The organism is Bdellovibrio sp. HCB209 (genome assembly GCF_047306065.1).
GTDB lineage: Bacteria > Bdellovibrionota > Bdellovibrionia > Bdellovibrionales > Bdellovibrionaceae > Bdellovibrio.
On record NZ_CP178618.1, the window covers coordinates 1,028,013 to 1,047,813 of the forward strand.

The following is a 19,801-nucleotide window of genomic DNA, read 5'->3' on the forward strand; positions in this document are numbered from 1 at the left end:
ATAAGACTATGAGTTTAGAACAATTCTTTTTGGATCTTATTAAGAAGGCCGAAGAGTCAGAAGACATTACCAACGCCGGGACAGACGATGAGGGTTTTTATAAACCCACTCGGACGATTTTGTTACGTCATTTGAACTTGCTTAAAGATCTCCATAAAAAGCCATTGGCAAAACCCATGTTGAAACAATCTTGGGCTTATGTGACTGAACATGTTCCTGCTGAATGGCTGATTCCTGCCAGTGCCGAAGATCAAGCTGAACTTAAGAAAATGCTATGAGAAAATAGACTTATGTTGGAATGGGTTTTATCTGCCTCTCGACAGACAAGAATTCTTGATGTGGCTGCGCGTGCGGTGTTGATCGCAGTTGCTGTTCTTGTCACGGCAGTGTCTCATGCGCAAATTGAAGACGGTCCACCAGCGCAGGCGAATAAGAAAATAATGTTCTTAGCCTCGAACTTACGCAATGGCGGTGTGAAAGCCGTAAATGATTCTTTCGCTCAGGCGGCCAAACAATTAAAATGGAAAGTCGAAGTAGTTGATTGTGTCGGCAATCGATCTTTAGCTGCCAAAGAGCTTAAAAAGCTCAAAGACAAATCATTTGATGGCATTGTTATTGGTGGATTCGACGGAGCTGACTTTAGAAGTGAACTAAAAAAATTGCGTAAGCTCGGTGTAAAAACCGTGGGCTGGCATGCGGCTTCGAAATCAGGTGCTACTCCGGATTTATTTTTCAATGTCACGACAGATCCTATCGACGTTGCAAATACAGCCACAAAACAACTTACCAGCTTTGGGGCAAAAAGTGGTGGCGTGATTATTTTGACGGATCGAGATTTCGCGGTCGCAACAGCCAAAACTTTGGCGATGAAGAAAAACATCGAGGGCATGGCAGACTTTAAACTTTTAGAAGTCGAAGATTTGTCCATTGCTAAGTCAGATAGTGAGATCGCTCATTTAGTAAAGGCGTGGAATCAGAAGTTCGGTAAAACATGGACTCACACGATCGCGATCAACGATATCTATTTTGATAATATGGCGAGTTCCCTTAAGGACGTAAAACGCGATGATGTGGTGGGGATTGCAGCAGGAGATGGTTCCGAGGAAGCGGTGGACCGTATTCGCACATTAAAAGCCACTCAACTGGTAACAATCGCAGAACCTTTAAAAATGCAGGGCTGGCAATTAGCCGATGAACTGAATCGAGCCTTCGCAGGCGAGGCTCCCAGCTATTTTCAGTCCGAATTGATCGTTGTAAGTAAAAAATATTTAGACAGTCTCAAAGGCAGCGATATCGAAGAGCGTCTCGATTACCAAAATACCTATATGAATATCTGGTATCCCAAAAAGCACTGACAAAAAATTAGACAAGCTTGAAATTACTGCTCTGAGTGAACGCTTCGGAGGCCAACAGATGTAGCATCTAGTATAACTGGTCTGCAATGAAAGCACTTTTAATCGCACTTACGTTCTTAAGTTTTTCTATTCACGCCTTCGCAGCTGAGGAGTCCTTCGTGACGATTTCAGCGGTGGGTGATGTGATGATGGGGACTGATTATCCCACAGACAAACTACCGAATGATCAAGGTCGTAAGCTTTTCCGCTTTTCTCAAGACTATATTAAAACGGGCGATATTCGTTTTGCAAACTTCGAGGGAACCTTCTTTGATGGTTCCAAAGGTGCGGGATCTAAAGGGGAGGGTGCCAATCGCCATCTCTTCCGTACACCTACTGAGTTTGGTCGCACCCTGGCAGATGCAGGATTTAACGTCGTGAGCTTAGCTAATAACCACGCAATGGATTTTGGCTCTCAAGGTCTTTACTCCACTCAACAAACTCTGCGCTCTTACCAGATCCAATACTCGACTAAAAGAGGCGGTGAGGTCGCGACTTTCAACGTTCGTGGTATTCGTGTGGCATTGATTGCTACCGATTATTACCCAGGAGCTCGCAGTATTTCTGCTCCTGAAAAAACATTTCAAGAGATCCGCGAGTTGAAACGCAAATTCGATATCGTGATCGTTTCCTCCCATGCGGGTGCTGAGGGTGGCAACGCCCTGAATACCTCAAATCAGGTCGAATATTACATGGGTGAAAACCGCGGAAACTCCGTAGCCTTTGCCAGAGGCGCGATCGATGCCGGGGCAAGCTTGATCTTGATGCACGGGCCTCACGTGCCACGTGGCTTGGAAGTTTATAAAGGGCACTTGGTGGTTTACTCCCTGGGCAATTTCGCGACGGAAAGAGGTATCAGCGTGCAGGGAACTGCGGGCCTAGCTCCTCTGTTGCTAGCTAAATTGGATGCTCAAGGAAAATTCCAAAAAGGCTCCATTACATCTTTTGTACAAAACCGCGAAGTCGGCGTGGTCTATGATAAAACAAAGGCTGCGTTTAAGTTGATGCAAAGTCTGTCTTATCAGGATTTTAGAGGCACTTCGCCGTTGTTCGATGCAACGACAAACATGATTTATCCACGCTAAGAAACTGTCTGATTTTTTGACAGTTATGAAATAACGTCAGTCTTGCTTTGTCCTGTTTATCTATCGTGATCCTGGCATTAATATGCCCACCACTATGCGCTGGATACCCTTCCTACTTTTATTGGTCATGCTAGCTTCGTGTAACTCCCAAAAGCCGGAGACACGCGAAGATAAAATGAATCGAGGTTTCGATTACCTCGATGCGCATAACTATGACCAAGGGATCGCATACTTCGAAGATCTTTTAAAGCAAGATCCTCATCCACAAGTGCGTATGGCCTTAGCGTCTGCGTATGCAGCGCGTGCCGGAATCAAGATTGAAAACATCTATAATTTCATCGCAGTTAAGCACGAACCTCAGATGCGTTTGCAGCTCTCGGGTCTTAATTTTTCAGAACAAACCAACGAAACCGTCAAAAGTTTGGAAGCCTTCTTAGCACAATGGGAGCAAGTTCCGAATGTGTCAAAAGATGGTCGTTTGGATTTAGATAAGGCCGTCAAGATCTTGTCTGAGACCGATAACTCGGGCGCACGTCTTTACAGTGCGATGCTGCGAGTGGTGGTTCTTAAGCGCAATGTCGGTGATGGTGTTCAGCAGTGGGATCTTCGTTTTAATAGCACTTCTAAAAAAATTTGCACTAAAGACATTCAGCCTTGGTGGGATTGGGCGGAACGTGTCTTTGGAGTTTTAGATAAACTCGGCACCGACATCGAATTAGCTTTCCCGAAAAAACAAGAAGAGCTTCGCCAATACCGCGAACAATTGGATGATGTGAAAATCCAAATGAAACAAGTGAAGATCCCTAAGGGGGAACAATGCTTCTAGTTAGGGGAGTGTTGTTCTTATCTTTGCTAATGGCAAGCACGGCTTATGCCGGTGCACTGCCAGCGTATTTACGCGACGGTGGCACGCGATTCCTATTTAGAACTTTTGGCAGTGCTTGTTATTCGATGGATAGTATTGAGCGCGGACTTCCGTGCAATCCTGCCTATATCGCAAAAAAAGATCAGAAGCGTTTTGATAGTGATCTTTTTTTGGGAACCAATATGGATTACTTAAGTGACGTCAACGACATGGTTGATGGCAAGGCCACTCCAGCTCAGGTTGCAAAAATATTCTCTCGCAGAGACGCGACACAAGCAGAGGCTTCATTAGAAGCTTCCTTCCAAGCTCGCACCTGGGGCTTTTCCGCAGAACCTTATCGTCTGGTGTTTTACAATGACATCCATAACTCCTCTTTACCTGCGATGAATTTCGTCGCGGCCGAAGAGCAGAGTTTTAAATTGCAGTTCTCGTCCTATGTGAGTCGTAATTTCTATGCGGGGATTCAGCTGCGTTACTCTCACGTTAGATATGTGGGTAACTACATTATGCTGACCGAAGCGTTAGCAGGTGACTCTGAAGAAATCTTCCGTGCACGCACTCAAGATTTATTTTTCGTCGAATCAGGCTTTGTCTATGCCTGGGAAGATGAAATTTGGAAGCCTCAAATATCAGCGATGTTTTCGCAGTGGGGTTTTTCGAACAATAAATCAGATCAGTACCCAGTGAAGCCGCAAGGCTTGTTAGGTGCCTCAATCAAGCCACCAGTGGGCTTTGGTGTCTTAGAGGTCGGTCTGCAAGGTGCTGTCAGTTCTGATACAGAACACTGGCAAGAAGCGATCCGTGGAGCTATGGCTTATAAGATCGGTATCCTACAATTGGCTTTAAGCGGTGGTCAGCGCGATCACTCTGCGGGATTCCTGTTGGCGTTCAGAAATATCACCAGTGGTCTTTCCTACTGGGGTGAAGATGATGACAGCGGAGTGTATATCTCCTTTGGGGTGACTCTATGAGATCACTTCTGCTGGTTTTATCATTCATCGTTTTCACGACATCTCAAGCCCAGGCCTTTATGAGCGGCGATGCTCACTATCAAGGTTTGCCTGAGTGGTCTCAATTCGGAAAGTTCGTAAAAGAACAGCAAGAGGAAGATGAACGCTTGGGATTAAGCTATATGATCTCGGGCGGTATCGCTGCCATCGGTGGGGTTGTTGGTTACGACCAATCCGAAGATGCTTTAAGTCGTTCTGTCTATGCGATCACTTCGACAGTGGGGATTGCAGCCATTGGTTTGGGAGCAAGTCACTATTGGACGGGGAATGAATACGATTCTTTCTTCTATGCCCTGGAGCACTCAAATATCTCCGCTCAAGAGAAAAACCGTATCTTGCAACGCTATCTTGAAAAGGAAAAAGAAAAGCGCGAATCTCGTCGTTGGATTCGCGTCGTGACTCACTCTTTGATTGCGATTGCAAATTTCTATAGCGCTTCCCGTGAAACGAATGGGGATGTGAAGCCAGTATTTGTTTTCTTAGGAACAGTGAACACGGTCTTAGCTGTCAGCTATTCGTTCTAAAAACCACGTTGATAGCTTAAAGAAATATTCCCGCGGGAATCTGCAGAGGATTGAGTTTTAAAGCGCTTCGTACTCATTTCATAACTGTACGTAAGCTCAAAGTCCTCGATACGCATAACTGCACCAATACTTCCAGCCGTGACCAGAGGACGTTTTTCAACAGAGGCACTTTCGCCATCTGAGTTTCCATCTAAGAAGATATCTCGTGCGACCACTTTTTCATAACCGCGAATAACGCCGAATAGAGAGAATCCTTCTGTACTCCCGCTGCTGGCTCTGTAACCCATATCATCTGGAATGTTATAGCCCCAGCGAAGCAAAGCACCGACTTCTAAGTGTGTATCGACGTTCCCTAAAGAACCGCCATAGAAGTAAATGAAATCTGAATCAGCACTGCCCTCATAGCGATAAGGCATAATGGCTTGTTTGATTTTGACGTTGATACCGAACTCATTGTGCAGCTGATAGTCCCAACCATTGGATTGATCGACACCAATCAAACGATGATAAAAGTTTTGAGTTTCCTCACCCAGAGCCGCAGGACCGACAACACCCAAATCTAGAGCGAACATATTCAGAGTGCTGTCCTCTCGCACAGCTAGGCCTGCTGTCATAAAGAGCCAGCCAGCGTAGGGCTGATCCGCAGGATCGGGGATCGTGGCTTCCGTGTCTTCAGGAGTATAGATAAATTGAGACAGAGCAAAGCTTGAGTACACGCTCTGTGATTCAGAGAAGCGATCCTCGTAGTGATCTAATAAATCAAAGAGTCCTGGAGTGATTGCGCCGACAGAAATATTGTTCGTGAGATGGCGATCTGTGTGTTCTGGGCCTGTGAAATAGTCGTTACCTATATCTAAAATAATCTGTCTTCCGCGATCTTCAGCGTGTGCTGAAAATATAGGCAGAAGAAATACAGATAAAATAATGACCAAACAATTCTTTGAAGTCACAAGTCCTCGTAATTAATTAGAACTTCGTAATATGAACGGTATAAAAAAGCAGCACTTACTGCAAAGATTTCATAAATTCAGTGAAATTTACGCGGCGTAGAAAAATGGATTGTCTTTCTGCGTTAAAGGCGGCATTTATGGCGCCACAACAAAAACGTAATCCATTAACAGGAGAAAACATGAAACACATGATCCTTGCTATCGCTGCTCTTATCGTTGGCCAATCTGCAAACGCTGCTATCTCTGCAAACTCTTCTTGGGAAGAAATCTTTGCTGCTAAAGGTCCATATCAAATCGTAGCTCCAGCTGTATACATGGGCCGCGCTATTGATTATACATTCGTTTGCAAAAACGGTGACAAACTTCAAACTCTTAAACCAGTAGACATCGTTGAAAACTACACACTTTCTTCTGATGGTCCAACTCACTTCAAAGTTGTTGGTTCTGAAGTTCTTTCTACTCCAATCAACTACACTCAAACTGAATCTTTCTGTGACCAAACTAAAGGTGACAAAACAGTTTGCAAAGACGTTACTTACACTGGTACTTACCCAATGACTGTTAACGTTAAAGTTTACACTCAAGTTGGTCAAAACCAACCAGCGAAACTTGCTTTCGTTAAAGCTTACACAGTTCCAACTTGCGACAACGCATCTGTTAACTAATTATTTTAGTTAAATTGGAATAGCTTAAAAAGCCCGCTTCTAGCGGGCTTTTTTTTTGCCCAAAATCTGGGATTCATTCGCACCGTCGTGGTGCCCATCTTGCAAACTTAGCTCTTCGATAATTTAGCTCGCATTAAATGGTAGTACGGCTTACAAGTGCCGCCATTTAAGGTCCCACTGTCTCGTTTTTAGACAGGGGGCTTTTGCGTGCCTATAAGGAGCGATCATGCGGATTTTCAGTCGTACGTCTGTAGCTGTTCTGTTGTGCACAAGTCTACTTGCTGCTTGTACTAAAGAAACAGTGCGAATCGAGGAAAAGCTTCCTCCCGCACAAATCCAATCTTCCGCAGCCGTTAATAAAAATACGGTGACCTTCAAAAAGTCATCATTAGGGAAGCTGTTTTTAATGATGCCGACATTAACGATGTCGACACGTGCTTCGGCACCTAGTTTTTTGAAAAGCCGAATCGTATCTTTTGATAAAAGCGGCGATCGTATGGCCGTTTATGATCGTACGGTGTCTGATGTACAAACGGATGTAAGTGCAGACGTTCTGCTTCAATCATTTCAAGTCATCAGTGAAAACAGTGATGAAGTGGTTTTTGATTTAGGCCAAGGCTTTAAAAGCATCGACAATAAAGACGGCCTGGATATCTTCCTTCCGTCCCTGTATCCGATGGAACACGAAATGGCGATGCAAAAGATGGATCGCTCCCTTAAAGTAAAGGACTCATTCGTTAAGACGTTGTCGCTTCAGAACAACTCGATTTATATCAGTCAGAACTTGCGTATGACTGTTCCATTTGATGCAAAGTTGTCTGATGCAGATAAAAAGTCAGCAGCTATGCTTGGGGAAATCCCGACAGAATTGGACCAGGCTGCGAACTTGGTTATCGAGATCAAACCTTATCAATTGAACGAGTCATTTAAGCCCAAGCTTCAGGATGAACAACAGCGCTTCGGATTCTTTTTAAATAAGCGACCTGCCGCTGATATGTACAAAGTGGCGGAAGCTCAGATCGCGCGTTGGGATATCTCTGACAAGTCAGGACCTATCCAGGTGATGATTGATGATAATTTCCCAGAGCATTTGAAACCTGCGTTGACGATCTCGTTGCAGTATTGGAATCGCATTTTCGGTAAAGAGCTTTTGCAGTTAAGCAGCACACGAGTTCAGGATGGTGCTCAGGCAGATCGCTCCATCGTTGTTCGTTGGGTGCGTTGGGATCAAGGCTTTGGCGCTTTTGCAGGCGTCCAATTTGATCCGATGACGGGCGAGTCGTTGCGTGGTTATGTCTATTTGACGACAACATTTACTGCCGACAAAAAATATAAAGAAGACGGTCAGCCTGATGAGTTTGCTGAGTTCAATGCGGTGAAGGCTTTGCAAGGATTCTGTGATGTTGCCGCTTCTCCGAAAGTCATGAATCAGGTGAACACTCTGACTGAAGTGATTTCCCATGAATTGGGCCACGTAATGGGTCTTCGTCATAATTTTTCGGGCACTTTGAATGCGCCGGCCTCTGATCAGGAAATCAAAGAGTCCTTGGCGCGCTTTAGAAAAGGCGACAACAGCAAACCTGTGGCTTTGACTAGCTCAGTGATGGACTATTTCCCAGCTAGGCAAAGTGCTATCGTTGGTGACTATATGAAGACTGGTATTTTCCCTTACGATCAGATGGCCATTGATTGGGCCTATAAAGGTGTCGAGGTTCAGCGCACGGCAAATATGTATTGCTCTGATGAACATATTTTGACGGCTACAGTGGCTGAGCGCCAAATTTTAGGCTGCGCAAGACAAGATACTTTCAAAAATGTCTTTGTCGAAGAAAGAGAAAAGAACTTAGAGGCCGCTGCTCGATCTGTAGATATGGCATTATTGGCACTGAAGATGAGTAAGCAGTTTATCGCTTCATATGGTGCAAGCATGATGGCGCCGGGGTTACTCAACTTTGACCCAAGCGTTGGTATAGCCGCAAAATTGTATACTACAGAAAAAACTCAACTACTTTTGATTCCGGACGATATCGTTCCGGAGTATCTGAAATCGATGAGTATGTTCTCTGGATCTACGCCAACTTTTTCAAATGCATCGAACCCACCTGGTGACGCTAAGATCACTCAAGATCTAAAAGATGTCGGCGGCATGACGAAGTTTTTGGCTTCGTTAAATCCGAATGTGTCGGTGGCGCCAAACTACTTTGAAAACTTGGTTCTGAATTATCCGAAATTGAAAGAGGAAATCTCTAAGATTGGATTTAGTGCCGCAGATACGGAAATTATCTTTCAAGGATTTTTGGCAAAGGCCAAAAAGCTAGATAGCTCCGAGGCCGCTGAAAGCGTTAAGAAGACTATCGATATGAGTAAGCTTAGAAACGCTGGATGGAGAGAAGGGGCACTTCTTTAGAAGTGCCAGTTTTCAATTCGCAGATACTCGCTGTTGTTATGCCCTGACATCTCGTAACCCTTAAAACCTTTAGGGATGATCGAGGTGTTGGAGCGATAGTAGCTTGGCAACTGCGGGAGCTCTTCCGTATACAGCTTTAAAACTTTGCGCATAGCTTCTGTGCGCTTGGTTTTGTCGAACTCTTCGATGGCTTGAATCAAAAGCTTATCGACTTCTTTATTTCTCCAACCAGAGCGATTGTGTCCGGCCCAGCCGTTGCCTTGTGATGGAACCATCTCTGAGCTCATCGTGCCCGCTGGAACCATATTCGGAGAGTTCACCCAAGTGAGCGCTGCCATTTCGAATTTTCTTTGGCGTAAGATCTCGCCGAAAAATACTCGCGCGGGGAAGCTTTTAAGAACGACTTCTAACCCCAGTTGCTTCCATTGATTCTGCAAGTACACCGCGATCATTTCATTCATTTTGTTATCGGCGACGTTCGTCATCGTCAGGCTCATTTTTTTGCCGTCTTTATAGCGGTAACCATCTGCTCCCATTTTCCAACCAGCATCGTCCAGCAGGCGTTGGGCCTTCATGCGACTGTAAGGATAAAGCGTGATGATCTTTGGATCATCCGTGTACCATTCATCAAATGGAGTGGAGAAGTGGAGTGCGGGTGGTTGTTTGCCATCAAAGAAGGATTTTGCCATTTCTGCGCGGTTAAAGGCGTAGTTCAGTGCCTGGCGGACTTTCAGGTCTTTCAGGATTGAATTATCGAGATTCAATTCGATATGGGCATACATCGATCCCGCAACATACTTCACTTCATACGGAAGGTTTTGGGATTTGACCTTTTTCTCGAAAGCTAAGGTTTGATCGAAGCTCATGCCTGATGATGAAGTCATGTCCACATTTCCACTGATCAAGTTTGCTTCCATGGATGTGGAATTGAGGATGAACTTGAAAATGACTTTCTTAAAATACGGTTTTTTGCCATAGAACTTATCATTGGGAACTAAGACCACGTGACTGCCTGGTTTTATTTCAGTGACACGGTAAGGTCCGTTATAAAGACCGGGCTCAGTGATCTTTGTCGCATAGAGGGAATTGCGTTCATAAGAAAGCACCTTGCCTTTGTATTTTTCGAAAACGGACATTTCTAAATGCGCCGGAAGCAGGCGGGGAAATGAAACATAAAAGTTGTACTGAGGTTTATCAAAAATGACCGTGCATTTTTTTAAGTTGGTTTTATCGATAACGATGTCTTTTACATTGGCATAGTCATCACGATTGGGAGTTGCAACCAGCTCGTTGCCACCAATTTTCCATCCGGCCTCTAAATCCTTACATGTCACAGGAGTGCCATCACCCCATTTCGCATTTTCGATAAACTCGATCTCAGCTTTAAGGTGTTTGCCTGTTTTATCAGAAAAAATCTGGGCTTTTTTATTTTCAATCGTAGGGATTTCTTTGATCAGCTCTGCTTGAGCCTTTCCATCGGGAGTAATCATAACCAAGGGGCGCATGATCGCATCTTGAATCAAACCGCCGGCGGCCATCGTGTTAACGATAGGATGGATGGTATCAAACTCAGCGTTCACTGCGATACGCAGCTCATCCTTGGGTGCGGCAAGAGCAAGTGGAGAGCTTGTGAAAATCAATGAACCAAGAAGCAATTTCGCAGAGATTTTGTTTTTCATGGAGTCATCATAAAATGCTTTAGCAAAGATGGGGAGAACTTATTCTGGTTAAACGGTCATTTGCAGATGCACGATTAACTTTGTTACGAACAAATCCTCCCCAAAAGATGATTTTCAAAAAAGCCCCCCACAGGATGGAGACATGTAGGGGGCCGCGCACAGTTCGGGGGAGAGAGGAACTCCCGAAACGAAAACCTAACTACGTGCTACACAGATATTATATCAAGAAAGCTTGAGGAATCAGATGAAGATCGGCCAGTGTGAGACGATTCCCCAGTCTTGTTTATGATGGGGATCATGCAAATAAAAAAACCACCAGGGGTTTGTCTGGTGGTTTTTGAGTGATCTTTTAAAGTTTTACTCTGCTCTTTTGTGAGTCAGAGGGAAACTCAGCTAGTTGTTGTTAGCTTGTTTTGGAACTTTTGTTTGATCAACAGTGATTTCAATTTCAACACGGCGATTTTTTGAACGTGCTTCAGCTGTTTTACCTGGATCAACTGGATTCGCAGCGCCCATACCAACTGAAGTGATTGTGTCAGCAGGAACACCACCCATGATCAATTGTGCGCGAACGGATTCAGCACGGTCTTTAGAAAGTGGGTTGTTTTTCATAGCTGAACCAGTGTCGTCAGTGTAACCACGAACAGTCAGTACGTTTTCTGGGTACTTTTTCATGATTTGTGCAAGTTCTGCGATGCTAGATTGAGCCGCTGGTTTCAAGTTTGATTTACCAGTATCGAACAAGATGTCTGATTTCAATTTAGTGATCAAACCTTCTTCAGTTCTTTTTGTTTCAGCGATTTTCGCAAGTTCTTTAGCTTGTTTGTCCATGCGGTGACCAACGCCAGCGCCGATACCACCACCAAGAGCAGCACCAATCAACGCGCCTTCGTTACGGCGACCTGTTTGGTGACCGATAACTGCACCAGCTACAGCACCAATTGCGGCACCGATACCAGCACCTTTGGCTGCATTTGGATTTTCATTAGCAGTTGCGCATCCAGTAGCGATCATTGCCACTGCAGTTCCGATAAGAACGATTCTTTTCATTAGAAATACTCCTTCATTTTTTATGCGAATAGACAGATTTTGCCAAGCTGCAGGATATCCGTCAATGGTTCTGGAGCTCATATATGTTTTGTTTTATTCTGAGAGGGATTTAAAAACGAAGGAGCGTTAAAATGGTTAAAATGTTTGGAACACTACTTATGACTGTCACACTATGGGCCGGTTTCGCCCAAGGAGCAGACCGTATGATCGTCGTGAACGGAACATCTGAAAAAGGTATGGATCCTAATATGGTGAGCATGACTGTTGAGGTTTGGAGTAAGGCCCAAACAGCAAAGGCGGCTCAACAAGCAGCAGCTACGCAGTTCAAACAAGTTAAAAAAGTTTTCGACGATTTCAAAGTTAAGAAAGAAGACATTCAAACGGATAACTACGCTTTGAATCCTGAATACGTTTACGATCAGAAAACACAAACCAACAAAATGGTGGGTTTCCGTGTGGTGCAATCATTGATGGTAACACTTCGCAAAGTTGATGACGCAGGGCCGTTCTTGGATGCTTTGGTCACTGATAAGCAAACGAAAGACTTTGGTGTTAACGTGAATTCTATCAACTGGGATTCAGACAAACGTTCGCAAGCCGAAGTGGCCGCTTTGGGTGATGCTGTTCGTGCTGCCAAAGTAAAAGCTGAAGAGATTGCAAAAGCAGCAGGCGTAAAAATCAAAGGTGTGGCAAGAATCTCTCACGGAGCTTCTGCGATCCAACCACCAATGCCGATGGTGCGTAACTTTGCGATGAAAGCGATGGCTGATTCAGCACCTACCGAACTAAGTGCTGGCCAAATCAAAGTGCGTATCGAAGTAACAGCAGAATACGAAATTAATTAATCACGAAGGGGTTTTAAATAGAACCCCACCAACTCACTGGTGCTGACGAAGGATCCGTCTTTAAAAGTACAACGATCCAGTCGGTGCCAGTCAGCTCCCACCTTAAATTCCACGATCTGTGGTTTTCCCTCAAGCTCACGACAAATATTGAACCCAGGATTGCTGGTGGTGTTTTGCAGCTTTGCTGCTGACATTTTCTTTTTTGTATTAAAGGCAATCGAACAATCAAGCTTCTTGCAGGAAGGGGAGGCTAAGATGTTTTTGTCTTGATTGTAGCAATATGTTTGCGACATTTCTGTTGTCTTGCCGTCTGTAGTTTCGCGCAGAGTGCCTTTTTCGCACTTTAAAGGCGATTCAGCGTGAGCCAACAAAGTTAAGCCGATGATCAAACTACTTAACATAAGTAACTCCTCCTGTACGGCGAAGCATGTCGGTTTTTTTCATCCAGAAGTTGCCATTTTCGCATTGATAGGATTTGTCGTAGCTAGAGCAGCCGGTTCCCCAAGAGTTGCGGAGCAGGTACTCGCACTGTCCCGATTTTTCATTAAATCTGCGTCCTACGACCGTAACTGCATGGGCGCCAATGTTGTCTTGATTTGTTGCAGGTGCACGGCGGTCATAGAACGCGTTAGCATCAATGTAAAGACTGACGGGATTCTTGGCAGAGATCTGTTCGTCGATGATGTTTGCAGCTTTGCGCTCTTGGGTACTGCCAGGAGTATTTCCTCCGGCGTCGTTTTTTATATAGAAGTTTTCAACTGTGAAGTCCGCTTTGATGCGATTCTTACAGGTCTTCTCTCTTAGATTATTAGTGAAGTTAGCTTTGGACGAGATTTCAAGGACACTGCGTAGGTCCGTAAGCGTTGCCGACGGAAAGAGGGTCTTCGATGTTTCGTAAAGCTCACCGCAAGATAAACTGCCGGAGGCGATTTTGGCGCGGCCTTGGCTGTCGATAGAGCGTAAGGTCTGTGCAAAGTCTCCGCTGCTATTGTCTTCGCTTGGTAGATCGCTCTCTAAGCAGAAGCCAGTTTTAAGTGACTTTTTAAGAGCTGCATTGGTGAAGCCACCGGTTAGATCAACGGGAGACTTTTTATTGTAAGAGCGATCCAATGCATCGATCCAGTTATCTTGATTCTCAAGGGCAATATCTGCAGCCGAAATATTTTTCTTTAACTTGTAGGAAGCGAGATCAGCGGCATTAAAGGCATAGCACCAACCGGTAGAGTCCTGATTACGAACGGGGGGCATGTCTTTTCGAATATCGACGGGTGTGCAGGCTTTACGTTCGTAAGCGGACGCTGAACTTGCTTGTTTCTTTTGCTCGGCAAGGTAACTTTCGTAATCGTTGAAGCCTATTTTTTTTGAGTAGTCAGCGAACTCTTTTTCAAACTCGCTGATGTCTCCATACTGAGCGCCTTTATCGATATCTTCTTTGATGCGCAGAAATTGACGCTTTTGAGATTCCTTAGCCATTGAACCTAGAAATTCATCATCGACGTAAAGAAGATCTTTTGCGTTTTTACCGCATTTCTTAATTTGCTGACGAAACGTTGTGATGGTTCGCGAGGAATCCGTTTTGTCGTAGCTGTCTTTGATGACATCGTAAAAGTCTTGAATTTCAGAGTCGGCGCAACTGATACCCAGAAGTGGATTGATTTGGGCCAGGGCGATGTTGGTAAGTAGTGACAAGCTCAGAAAAATCGCAAATTTCATGGTTTTCCTATCGGCCGCGGTGAAAGATCTGGTGAGGCCAAAACTCCTGAAAAGATTAACATTTTTGAATATAAATGAAGCAACGGGAGATTGGAATTCCCTAGTCAAAGAACAGCGACTCCTTTAGCCTCTAATACCAAGACTAAAGGAGTGTCTTACACAATGATGGAAATGCTTTCGAATCCACAAATCTGGATCGCTTTTTTCACACTATTTGCCCTGGAACTTGTTCTGGGTATCGACAACGTTATTTTTATTTCTATTTTGGCGGGTAAACTTCCAAAAGAGCAGCAGGACAAAGCCCGCGTGATGGGTTTAGGCCTTGCGGTTATTACTCGTGTTATTTTGTTGTTCTCTTTGAGTTGGATCATCGGTCTGACGGCTCCAATCTTTTCAGCCTTCGGCCAAGAGATTTCGGGTCGTGATTTGATCTTACTTCTGGGTGGTCTGTTCTTGATCGTAAAAAGTACGATGGAGATCAATCATAAACTGGAAGGGGAGCAAGGCAGTCAGTCCAATCACGTGGCTCATTCATTTGGCGCGGTGATTTTCCAAATCCTTTTGCTAGACGTGGTGTTCTCTTTGGATTCCGTGATCACAGCGGTTGGTATGGTCAGCGAGATCAGCGTGATGATTGCAGCGGTTGTGATCTCTGCGATCGTGATGATCATTTCAGCGAAATCAATCAGCAACTTCGTGGACTCCCATCCATCACTTAAGATCTTGGCATTAAGCTTCCTGTTGATGATCGGTTTCACCTTGATCGTTGAAGCTTTGGAAGTCCACATCCCGAAAGGTTATGTGTACTTCGCAATGGCATTCTCGGTCGGTGTGGAAATGCTGAATATTCGTATGCGTAAAGTGAAGCCGAAACAGCCTGTTAAGCTTCGCGAACGTATTGCTGACGAAACTACTAAATCATAACTTCGATGCCCTGAGGGCTCTTACGCACGCGGCGTTTTTTCTCTAAAGACGTCAGCGTGCGAATCACTGTTTCAATCGTCAAATTTGTCCAAATCGAAATTTCTTTGCGGCTTAATCGGCACATGCCATCTTCATCTTTGAATTGCTCTAAAGTGCGAGTGATTTTTTCCTCAGCGCTTTTGGATTGCAAGATCACGATGCGTTCATAGCTATCCATTCCACGTTGTAAAGCGCTCTGCAGTAGCAACAAGGATAGATTGGGATCGTCGCTCAGCAACTCTCGCATAGTTTTAACGGGAAAGCTGCAGACCTTGGATCGTCCTTCAGAAATATATTCGTAAGAAGTCGGTGCATCCGACAAGGCCACCGTCAGCGGAAACATATGATTGGCAGTGAACGAAGAAACCAAGTGTTCACGGCCTTCCATATCGCGTTCGATGGTATTGATTTTACCTTCGGCGACACAATACATACTCATCGGCAAGCACCCTTGACTGATCACGCAGCCCGAAGGGTTGACGTTGTGAACCGACTTAACCTTCAGTAAAGCGATTGCTGTTGAGTCTTTGAGTTTAAGCGTGCGATTCAGGAGAAAACAGTTTTGGCATTGCTCAAGTGAGTGCTTCATATTTCGTATGATTTGCATCATATCCGTGAAAGATACAAATCATTCCCAGGATACTTGTAGCAGCTATCATAATATCCATCGCGGTTGGAGGCGGGTATGAAGAATAAAAAAAGCCGCCTGATGAGGGCGGCTTTTTGGTTTCAGTTATTCAGGAATAACTGGGAAGAGGTAGGTCGTCGTCATCGCGGCCTTTTCAGTGATAGAGTGGATCTCGTAGATCTCAATTCCAGCGCCAGCTTGTTTTAGTTTCTTTTGTTCCATGTATTGTTCAACACGTGGGTAAACCTTCAAAGGTCCAATTCCAGGGGAACCGGTGAAGACAGCTTGGACGTAGTCGCGAGCCGGGATTTCGCCTTCCTTCATTTCTTCAGGAGCATTCGCTGGCATTGTTTCGATCAAGCAACCCACTTTAGCGCGCAAGCGAGCTTCCTCAACTTCGCGAGGGTTATCCAAGTATTCACCGAAGGTACGTTGGCAAACAGTGCCTTGAGAAGCCATGAAGGCCTCAACACGTCCGATAACTTTATTTACTTTGTGATAAGGGCCTACGTGCTCAATATAAATTGTTTTGAAAGGACCTTGTTTCACTTCAGAAATTTCAACGCCTTTGAACGCGCCCAAATATGTCGCCAGGTAAGTACCGAAAGAAATAACCATAACTACGACGAAAACTAAAATGTATCTCATTGCTTTACTTCCATTTGATAGAGCAGCCCATAGAGGCTGTTTGTTCTTCAGTAACTTTTTGATTTTTTAAAAGTGTTTGTACGGCATTGTACAACTCACGTTGCGTGACTTTGCTGGCGTCTTTCCAGGAATTATCCAAACGACCACGGTAAGTGAGTTTTAAATCACCGTCATAGACAAAGAAGTCCGGAGTGCAGACGGCTCCAAAAGATTTTGCAACCTCTTGCGATTCATCCACCAAGTAAGTGAAAGAATAGTTTTTTTCTTTCGCACGTTTTGCCAACATCTCGAAGGAATCCTCTGGATGATCTTTGGGATCATTCGAGCAAATACCAACAACGTTCACGCCGTCATTTTTCAAATCTGTTCCCAGCTGAATCAGACGTTCTTCCACGGCTTGCACATAAGGACAGTGCGCGCAGATAAACATCACCACTAAAGGTTTTCCATTAGAAAAATCCTTCAGCGAGTAAGTCTTGCCATCCACCGCTGGCAGCTTAAAGTCAGGAACTGAATTTCCCAAATCAGGAAACGGAGTAAAAGTCGTAGCCATTACAGTTCGCTCCAATTGATTTTTTTAGCACCCATATAAAGGGAACCATCAGCTTCCATCGCCGTGTATTTTTCTTTAAGCAGTGGATGCAAATTCAAAGCATGCAGTAAAGACAGCTGATCTGTAGGGCTCAGCGGTTGATCGCAGTGAGAAGCCGCATCGCTCAGTTCAAACACCAAACGATCCAAGAACGCTGTATAATCCTCACCCAATAAAGGCGCACCCTCTGGCAAAGAGCCTAGGATGCTAGTTGAAGTGGGTACGGCACTTGGTGATGCCGTGATATTGACACCAAGACCAATAATAAAACGAGCTTCATCAGCTTGTGCGACAGTTTCTAAAAGAATACCCGCCACTTTTTTGTCACCAATGTAAATGTCATTAGGTGCTTTCAAGTTCCATTTCAAAAAAGGCCATGTCGTTGTGCAAGCTCTGTAAACCGCAAGGCCCACCAGGCAAGAAGCCGTCGGTTGTGGCATCATCGGCAACAGATAAGACCAAGAGCTCAGCAAAGATGAACCCACTTGAGCTTCAGACCATGTGTTCTTACCGCGACCACGGCCTGCGGTTTGATGATCCGTCACGAAGAGGCACAGGCTTTCCTCAAGCAAGTCTTCTTCGAAGGCCAATTCTTTGGCAGTGAGGTTTGTGCTTTCTTGTTGGGCTTTGTATTCAACATGCAAGTGATTGTTGCGAGCCCATTTGGCTGTCACATCACCGATACGGATTTCGCTCATGGGATTTTCGTTTGTCACTATTCCTCCCAAGCAAAGAGAAGGCTGACATCAGCAACCGGAGCTGAATGTGTCAAAGCTCCGACAGAGATGTAGCTTACGCCAACTTCAGCGACAGATTTTACACGGGCCAAATTCATGTTGCCGCTGGCTTCAGTCGCAACACCTTCAGGGATGATCGCTAAAGCTTGTTTCAACATTTCATTATCCATGTTGTCCAAAAGAAGATGTTTAACGTTTAGGCCAACGGCTTCTTTCACTTCAGCCAACGTGCGAGTTTCCACTTCCATTGGCAGATTGCTGTGTTCGCGAATGCGATTAACGGCGTTTGTAATTCCGCCCATCACAGAAATGTGATTGTCCTTAACCAAAATTGCAGAGCTCAAATTCATGCGGTGATTCACACCACCACCATGAAGCACGGCTTTTTTCTCTAGCTCACGGTAGCCCGGAGTTGTTTTACGAGTATCAAGGATTTTAGTTTTTGTGTGCTCAACTTGTTTTACAAAACGGCGAGTGACTGTGGCGATGCCCGACAAGTGACCCAAGAAATTCAAAGCCACGCGTTCTGCTTTAAGGATCTGTACAAGGTCGCCCTCGATCGTGCAGATGATTTGGCCATTCAGGATTTCATCGCCCTCTTCGAAATGCCATTTCACGCGGCAGTTCGGTTCCAAGGTTTGCATCGTTTGCTCAAAAGGAGCGGCACCCGAAAGTACAAGGTCTTCCTTGGCTTTCAAACGAGCACGGCCGATTTTAGGAGTTAGAGCGAGTGATTCCGTTGTGACGTCGCCATTAGGCATGTCTTCTTTGATGGCTGCACGGATGAGTTCAACAAGTATCATAAAGCCTCACAAATAGGGGGTACCTAGTGTGAGGCTTAGGAAGAGAAAAGGTACTAGATAGATTTCTCTGTTTCGCGCATAAGTTTATGCAACTCTTCGCGAACAATGCGCTCTGCAATCTCAGGAAGGAGTTTCCAGCAAACGGATTCAATCACTTCACGAGCTTCCTCACGAACAATCTTTTCCATCATATCGCTGGACAAGTCCACCTTAGATTGGGTTTTACCCTGAGCATTAGCGGGAGATGGTTTTGCCCCTGCAACAGCGGGTTGCGCTTTAGCGGCAGCAGGCCCCTTATTCAGAGTTTCCATCATTTGATCTTTAACTGATTTTTCGACTTTTCCTAGGAATGAATCCTCTGGCAATGCCTTCGGAGGAGCTTTAGCTGCAACAGGAGCAGGTTTTTGCGTCAAATCCGGGCCATTGTCATCGAAACTGATTTCCTCAAAATTACCTGAAACTTCGATATGAGCGTTTGATAGATCCTCGTCTTGAGGGATTACAAACTTAGAAGCAAAGTCTTCGTTTTCATTTTGTGGAATATTTAATTTAAATTTTGTTAAATCCTGATGAGCCCAGCCACCTTCATCCATCTCGTCTTCACCCTTAGGTGTTGTCAGAGGAACAGAGGCGAACTCTTCACCTGGAACATCCAGGCTCAAAGCTTCGTCTTCGCTGATCTCAGGAATAGCATCAAGATTATCGATGCTTTCATCGCTCGCAGCCATTTCGTTAACAGGCTCTACCAGAGTGCCGCCATCAGCAGGCATCTCTTCAAATTCTGGCATTTCTGGGAACGTAAGATATTGGCTGACAGGATTTTCTGAAGTTCTTTTCACCAAGTTATTAACCAAGCCGCGCAGATGTTCAGCATCGAATGGTTTTTCCAAACGACCATCGGCTTTGGATTCAGTGACTTTGGCTTCGTCGATTTCCATGAAACCACTCCACATCAAAACGACGGGAATGTTGGCTGTTTCAGGATCATTTTTGAGTTCTTGGCTGACTTCGTAGCCGTTTCTTTTTGTCAAAAGTACGTCTGCGAAAACAATGTCTGGCTTAAAGCTTTTCGTCACAGGTAAAACATCAAGACCAACAGGGACTGCTTTGACTTCGACTGCGAAGTCAGACAATGCCAGTTGCATTACCTTTTTGATTGTGGAACTCTCATCTGCAAGTAAGACGCGTAAAGCCATAATCAAAGTTAAATAGGATTTTGGACCTGAGTCAAGGAAACTCATAA

General features: G+C 44.8%; 21 protein-coding genes. 10 read left to right on the top strand and 11 right to left on the bottom strand.

Features of this window, described 5'->3' with window-relative positions:
• The first annotated feature begins 8 nt into the window (after nt 1-8).
• The 6 genes from ACLVWP_RS05020 (at nt 9) to ACLVWP_RS05045 (ending at nt 4,878) form a co-directional block, all read left to right on the top strand.
• Entirely contained in the window at nt 9-278 is a 270-nt protein-coding gene (locus ACLVWP_RS05020) for a hypothetical protein (RefSeq protein ID WP_413560447.1), read from the top strand.
• Between the two features lie 12 nt (nt 279-290).
• Nucleotides 291-1,355 (top strand): substrate-binding domain-containing protein, encoded by a 1,065-nt coding sequence (locus ACLVWP_RS05025; RefSeq protein ID WP_413560448.1) that lies wholly within the window; start codon nt 291-293, stop codon nt 1,353-1,355.
• Between the two features lie 86 nt (nt 1,356-1,441).
• Nucleotides 1,442-2,479, top strand: a complete 1,038-nt coding sequence (locus ACLVWP_RS05030; RefSeq protein ID WP_413560449.1) for a CapA family protein — start codon at nt 1,442-1,444, stop codon at nt 2,477-2,479.
• Between the two features lie 175 nt (nt 2,480-2,654).
• Nucleotides 2,655-3,305 (top strand): hypothetical protein, encoded by a 651-nt coding sequence (locus ACLVWP_RS05035; protein WP_413560450.1) that lies wholly within the window; start codon nt 2,655-2,657, stop codon nt 3,303-3,305.
• Nucleotides 3,296-4,315 carry a hypothetical protein gene (locus ACLVWP_RS05040; protein WP_413560451.1) on the top strand — a complete coding sequence of 340 codons (1,020 nt, stop codon included), beginning with the start codon at nt 3,296-3,298 and terminating at the stop codon, nt 4,313-4,315. The genes ACLVWP_RS05035 and ACLVWP_RS05040 overlap by 10 nt, the downstream gene beginning before the upstream one ends.
• The gene (locus ACLVWP_RS05045; protein ID WP_413560452.1) at nt 4,312-4,878 is read left to right on the top strand and encodes a hypothetical protein; all 567 of its coding nucleotides are present in this window, start codon (nt 4,312-4,314) and stop codon (nt 4,876-4,878) included. Before ACLVWP_RS05040 ends, ACLVWP_RS05045 begins: the two co-directional genes overlap by 4 nt.
• On the opposite strand, the gene ACLVWP_RS05050 is transcribed toward ACLVWP_RS05045, so the two are convergent.
• A complete protein-coding gene (locus ACLVWP_RS05050; protein ID WP_413560453.1) occupies nt 4,875-5,828 on the bottom strand; it encodes a lipid A deacylase LpxR family protein in 954 nt (317 codons plus the stop codon). The genes ACLVWP_RS05045 and ACLVWP_RS05050 overlap by 4 nt on opposite strands.
• Nucleotides 5,829-6,007: 179 nt before the next feature.
• Between ACLVWP_RS05050 and ACLVWP_RS05055 the strand changes: the two genes are divergently transcribed.
• Complete coding sequence (locus tag ACLVWP_RS05055) at nt 6,008-6,493, top strand: hypothetical protein (RefSeq protein ID WP_413560454.1); 486 nt, start codon at nt 6,008-6,010, stop codon at nt 6,491-6,493.
• A gap of 226 nt (nt 6,494-6,719) precedes the next feature.
• The gene (locus ACLVWP_RS05060; RefSeq protein ID WP_413560455.1) at nt 6,720-8,900 is read left to right on the top strand and encodes a zinc-dependent metalloprotease; all 2,181 of its coding nucleotides are present in this window, start codon (nt 6,720-6,722) and stop codon (nt 8,898-8,900) included.
• Here the strand turns inward: ACLVWP_RS05060 and ACLVWP_RS05065 are convergent.
• Nucleotides 8,897-10,579 carry a peptide ABC transporter substrate-binding protein gene (locus ACLVWP_RS05065; RefSeq protein ID WP_413560456.1) on the bottom strand — a complete coding sequence of 561 codons (1,683 nt, stop codon included), beginning with the start codon at nt 10,577-10,579 and terminating at the stop codon, nt 8,897-8,899. The two genes, ACLVWP_RS05060 and ACLVWP_RS05065, sit on opposite strands and share 4 nt — an antisense overlap.
• A 393-nt stretch (nt 10,580-10,972) precedes the next feature.
• Complete coding sequence (locus ACLVWP_RS05070) at nt 10,973-11,629, bottom strand: OmpA family protein (RefSeq protein ID WP_413560457.1); 657 nt, start codon at nt 11,627-11,629, stop codon at nt 10,973-10,975.
• Nucleotides 11,630-11,760: 131 nt separating this feature from the next.
• On the opposite strand from ACLVWP_RS05070, the gene ACLVWP_RS05075 reads away from it, so the two are divergent.
• Nucleotides 11,761-12,474 (top strand): SIMPL domain-containing protein, encoded by a 714-nt coding sequence (locus tag ACLVWP_RS05075; protein ID WP_413560458.1) that lies wholly within the window; start codon nt 11,761-11,763, stop codon nt 12,472-12,474.
• Here the strand turns inward: ACLVWP_RS05075 and ACLVWP_RS05080 are convergent.
• On the bottom strand, nt 12,471-12,875 hold the full coding sequence (locus ACLVWP_RS05080) for a hypothetical protein (RefSeq protein WP_413560459.1): 405 nt from the start codon (nt 12,873-12,875) through the stop codon (nt 12,471-12,473). The genes ACLVWP_RS05075 and ACLVWP_RS05080 overlap by 4 nt on opposite strands.
• Nucleotides 12,865-14,187 carry a C1 family peptidase gene (locus tag ACLVWP_RS05085; protein ID WP_413560460.1) on the bottom strand — a complete coding sequence of 441 codons (1,323 nt, stop codon included), beginning with the start codon at nt 14,185-14,187 and terminating at the stop codon, nt 12,865-12,867. Before ACLVWP_RS05085 ends, ACLVWP_RS05080 begins: the two co-directional genes overlap by 11 nt.
• A 165-nt stretch (nt 14,188-14,352) precedes the next feature.
• On the opposite strand from ACLVWP_RS05085, the gene ACLVWP_RS05090 reads away from it, so the two are divergent.
• Complete coding sequence (locus ACLVWP_RS05090; RefSeq protein ID WP_413561565.1) at nt 14,353-15,111, top strand: TerC family protein; 759 nt, start codon at nt 14,353-14,355, stop codon at nt 15,109-15,111.
• Here ACLVWP_RS05090 and ACLVWP_RS05095 read toward each other — a convergent pair.
• From ACLVWP_RS05095 to ACLVWP_RS05120, 6 genes are all read right to left on the bottom strand, one after another.
• Nucleotides 15,101-15,739 carry a Crp/Fnr family transcriptional regulator gene (locus tag ACLVWP_RS05095; RefSeq protein ID WP_413560461.1) on the bottom strand — a complete coding sequence of 213 codons (639 nt, stop codon included), beginning with the start codon at nt 15,737-15,739 and terminating at the stop codon, nt 15,101-15,103. The two genes, ACLVWP_RS05090 and ACLVWP_RS05095, sit on opposite strands and share 11 nt — an antisense overlap.
• Nucleotides 15,740-15,883: 144 nt before the next feature.
• Nucleotides 15,884-16,426: a GyrI-like domain-containing protein gene (locus tag ACLVWP_RS05100; RefSeq protein ID WP_413560462.1), complete on the bottom strand. Its 543-nt coding sequence runs from the start codon at nt 16,424-16,426 to the stop codon at nt 15,884-15,886.
• 4 nt (nt 16,427-16,430) lie between these two features.
• On the bottom strand, nt 16,431-16,979 hold the full coding sequence (locus ACLVWP_RS05105; RefSeq protein WP_413560463.1) for a thioredoxin family protein: 549 nt from the start codon (nt 16,977-16,979) through the stop codon (nt 16,431-16,433).
• Nucleotides 16,979-17,734 carry a biotin synthetase gene (locus tag ACLVWP_RS05110; RefSeq protein ID WP_413560464.1) on the bottom strand — a complete coding sequence of 252 codons (756 nt, stop codon included), beginning with the start codon at nt 17,732-17,734 and terminating at the stop codon, nt 16,979-16,981. The genes ACLVWP_RS05105 and ACLVWP_RS05110 overlap by 1 nt, the downstream gene beginning before the upstream one ends.
• Nucleotides 17,734-18,558, bottom strand: a complete 825-nt coding sequence (gene nadC / locus ACLVWP_RS05115; protein WP_413560465.1) for a carboxylating nicotinate-nucleotide diphosphorylase — start codon at nt 18,556-18,558, stop codon at nt 17,734-17,736. Before nadC ends, ACLVWP_RS05110 begins: the two co-directional genes overlap by 1 nt.
• A gap of 53 nt (nt 18,559-18,611) precedes the next feature.
• Nucleotides 18,612-19,799, bottom strand: coding sequence for a response regulator (locus tag ACLVWP_RS05120; protein ID WP_413560466.1), 1,188 nt, complete (start codon nt 19,797-19,799; stop codon nt 18,612-18,614).
• Nucleotides 19,800-19,801 lie beyond the last annotated feature (2 nt).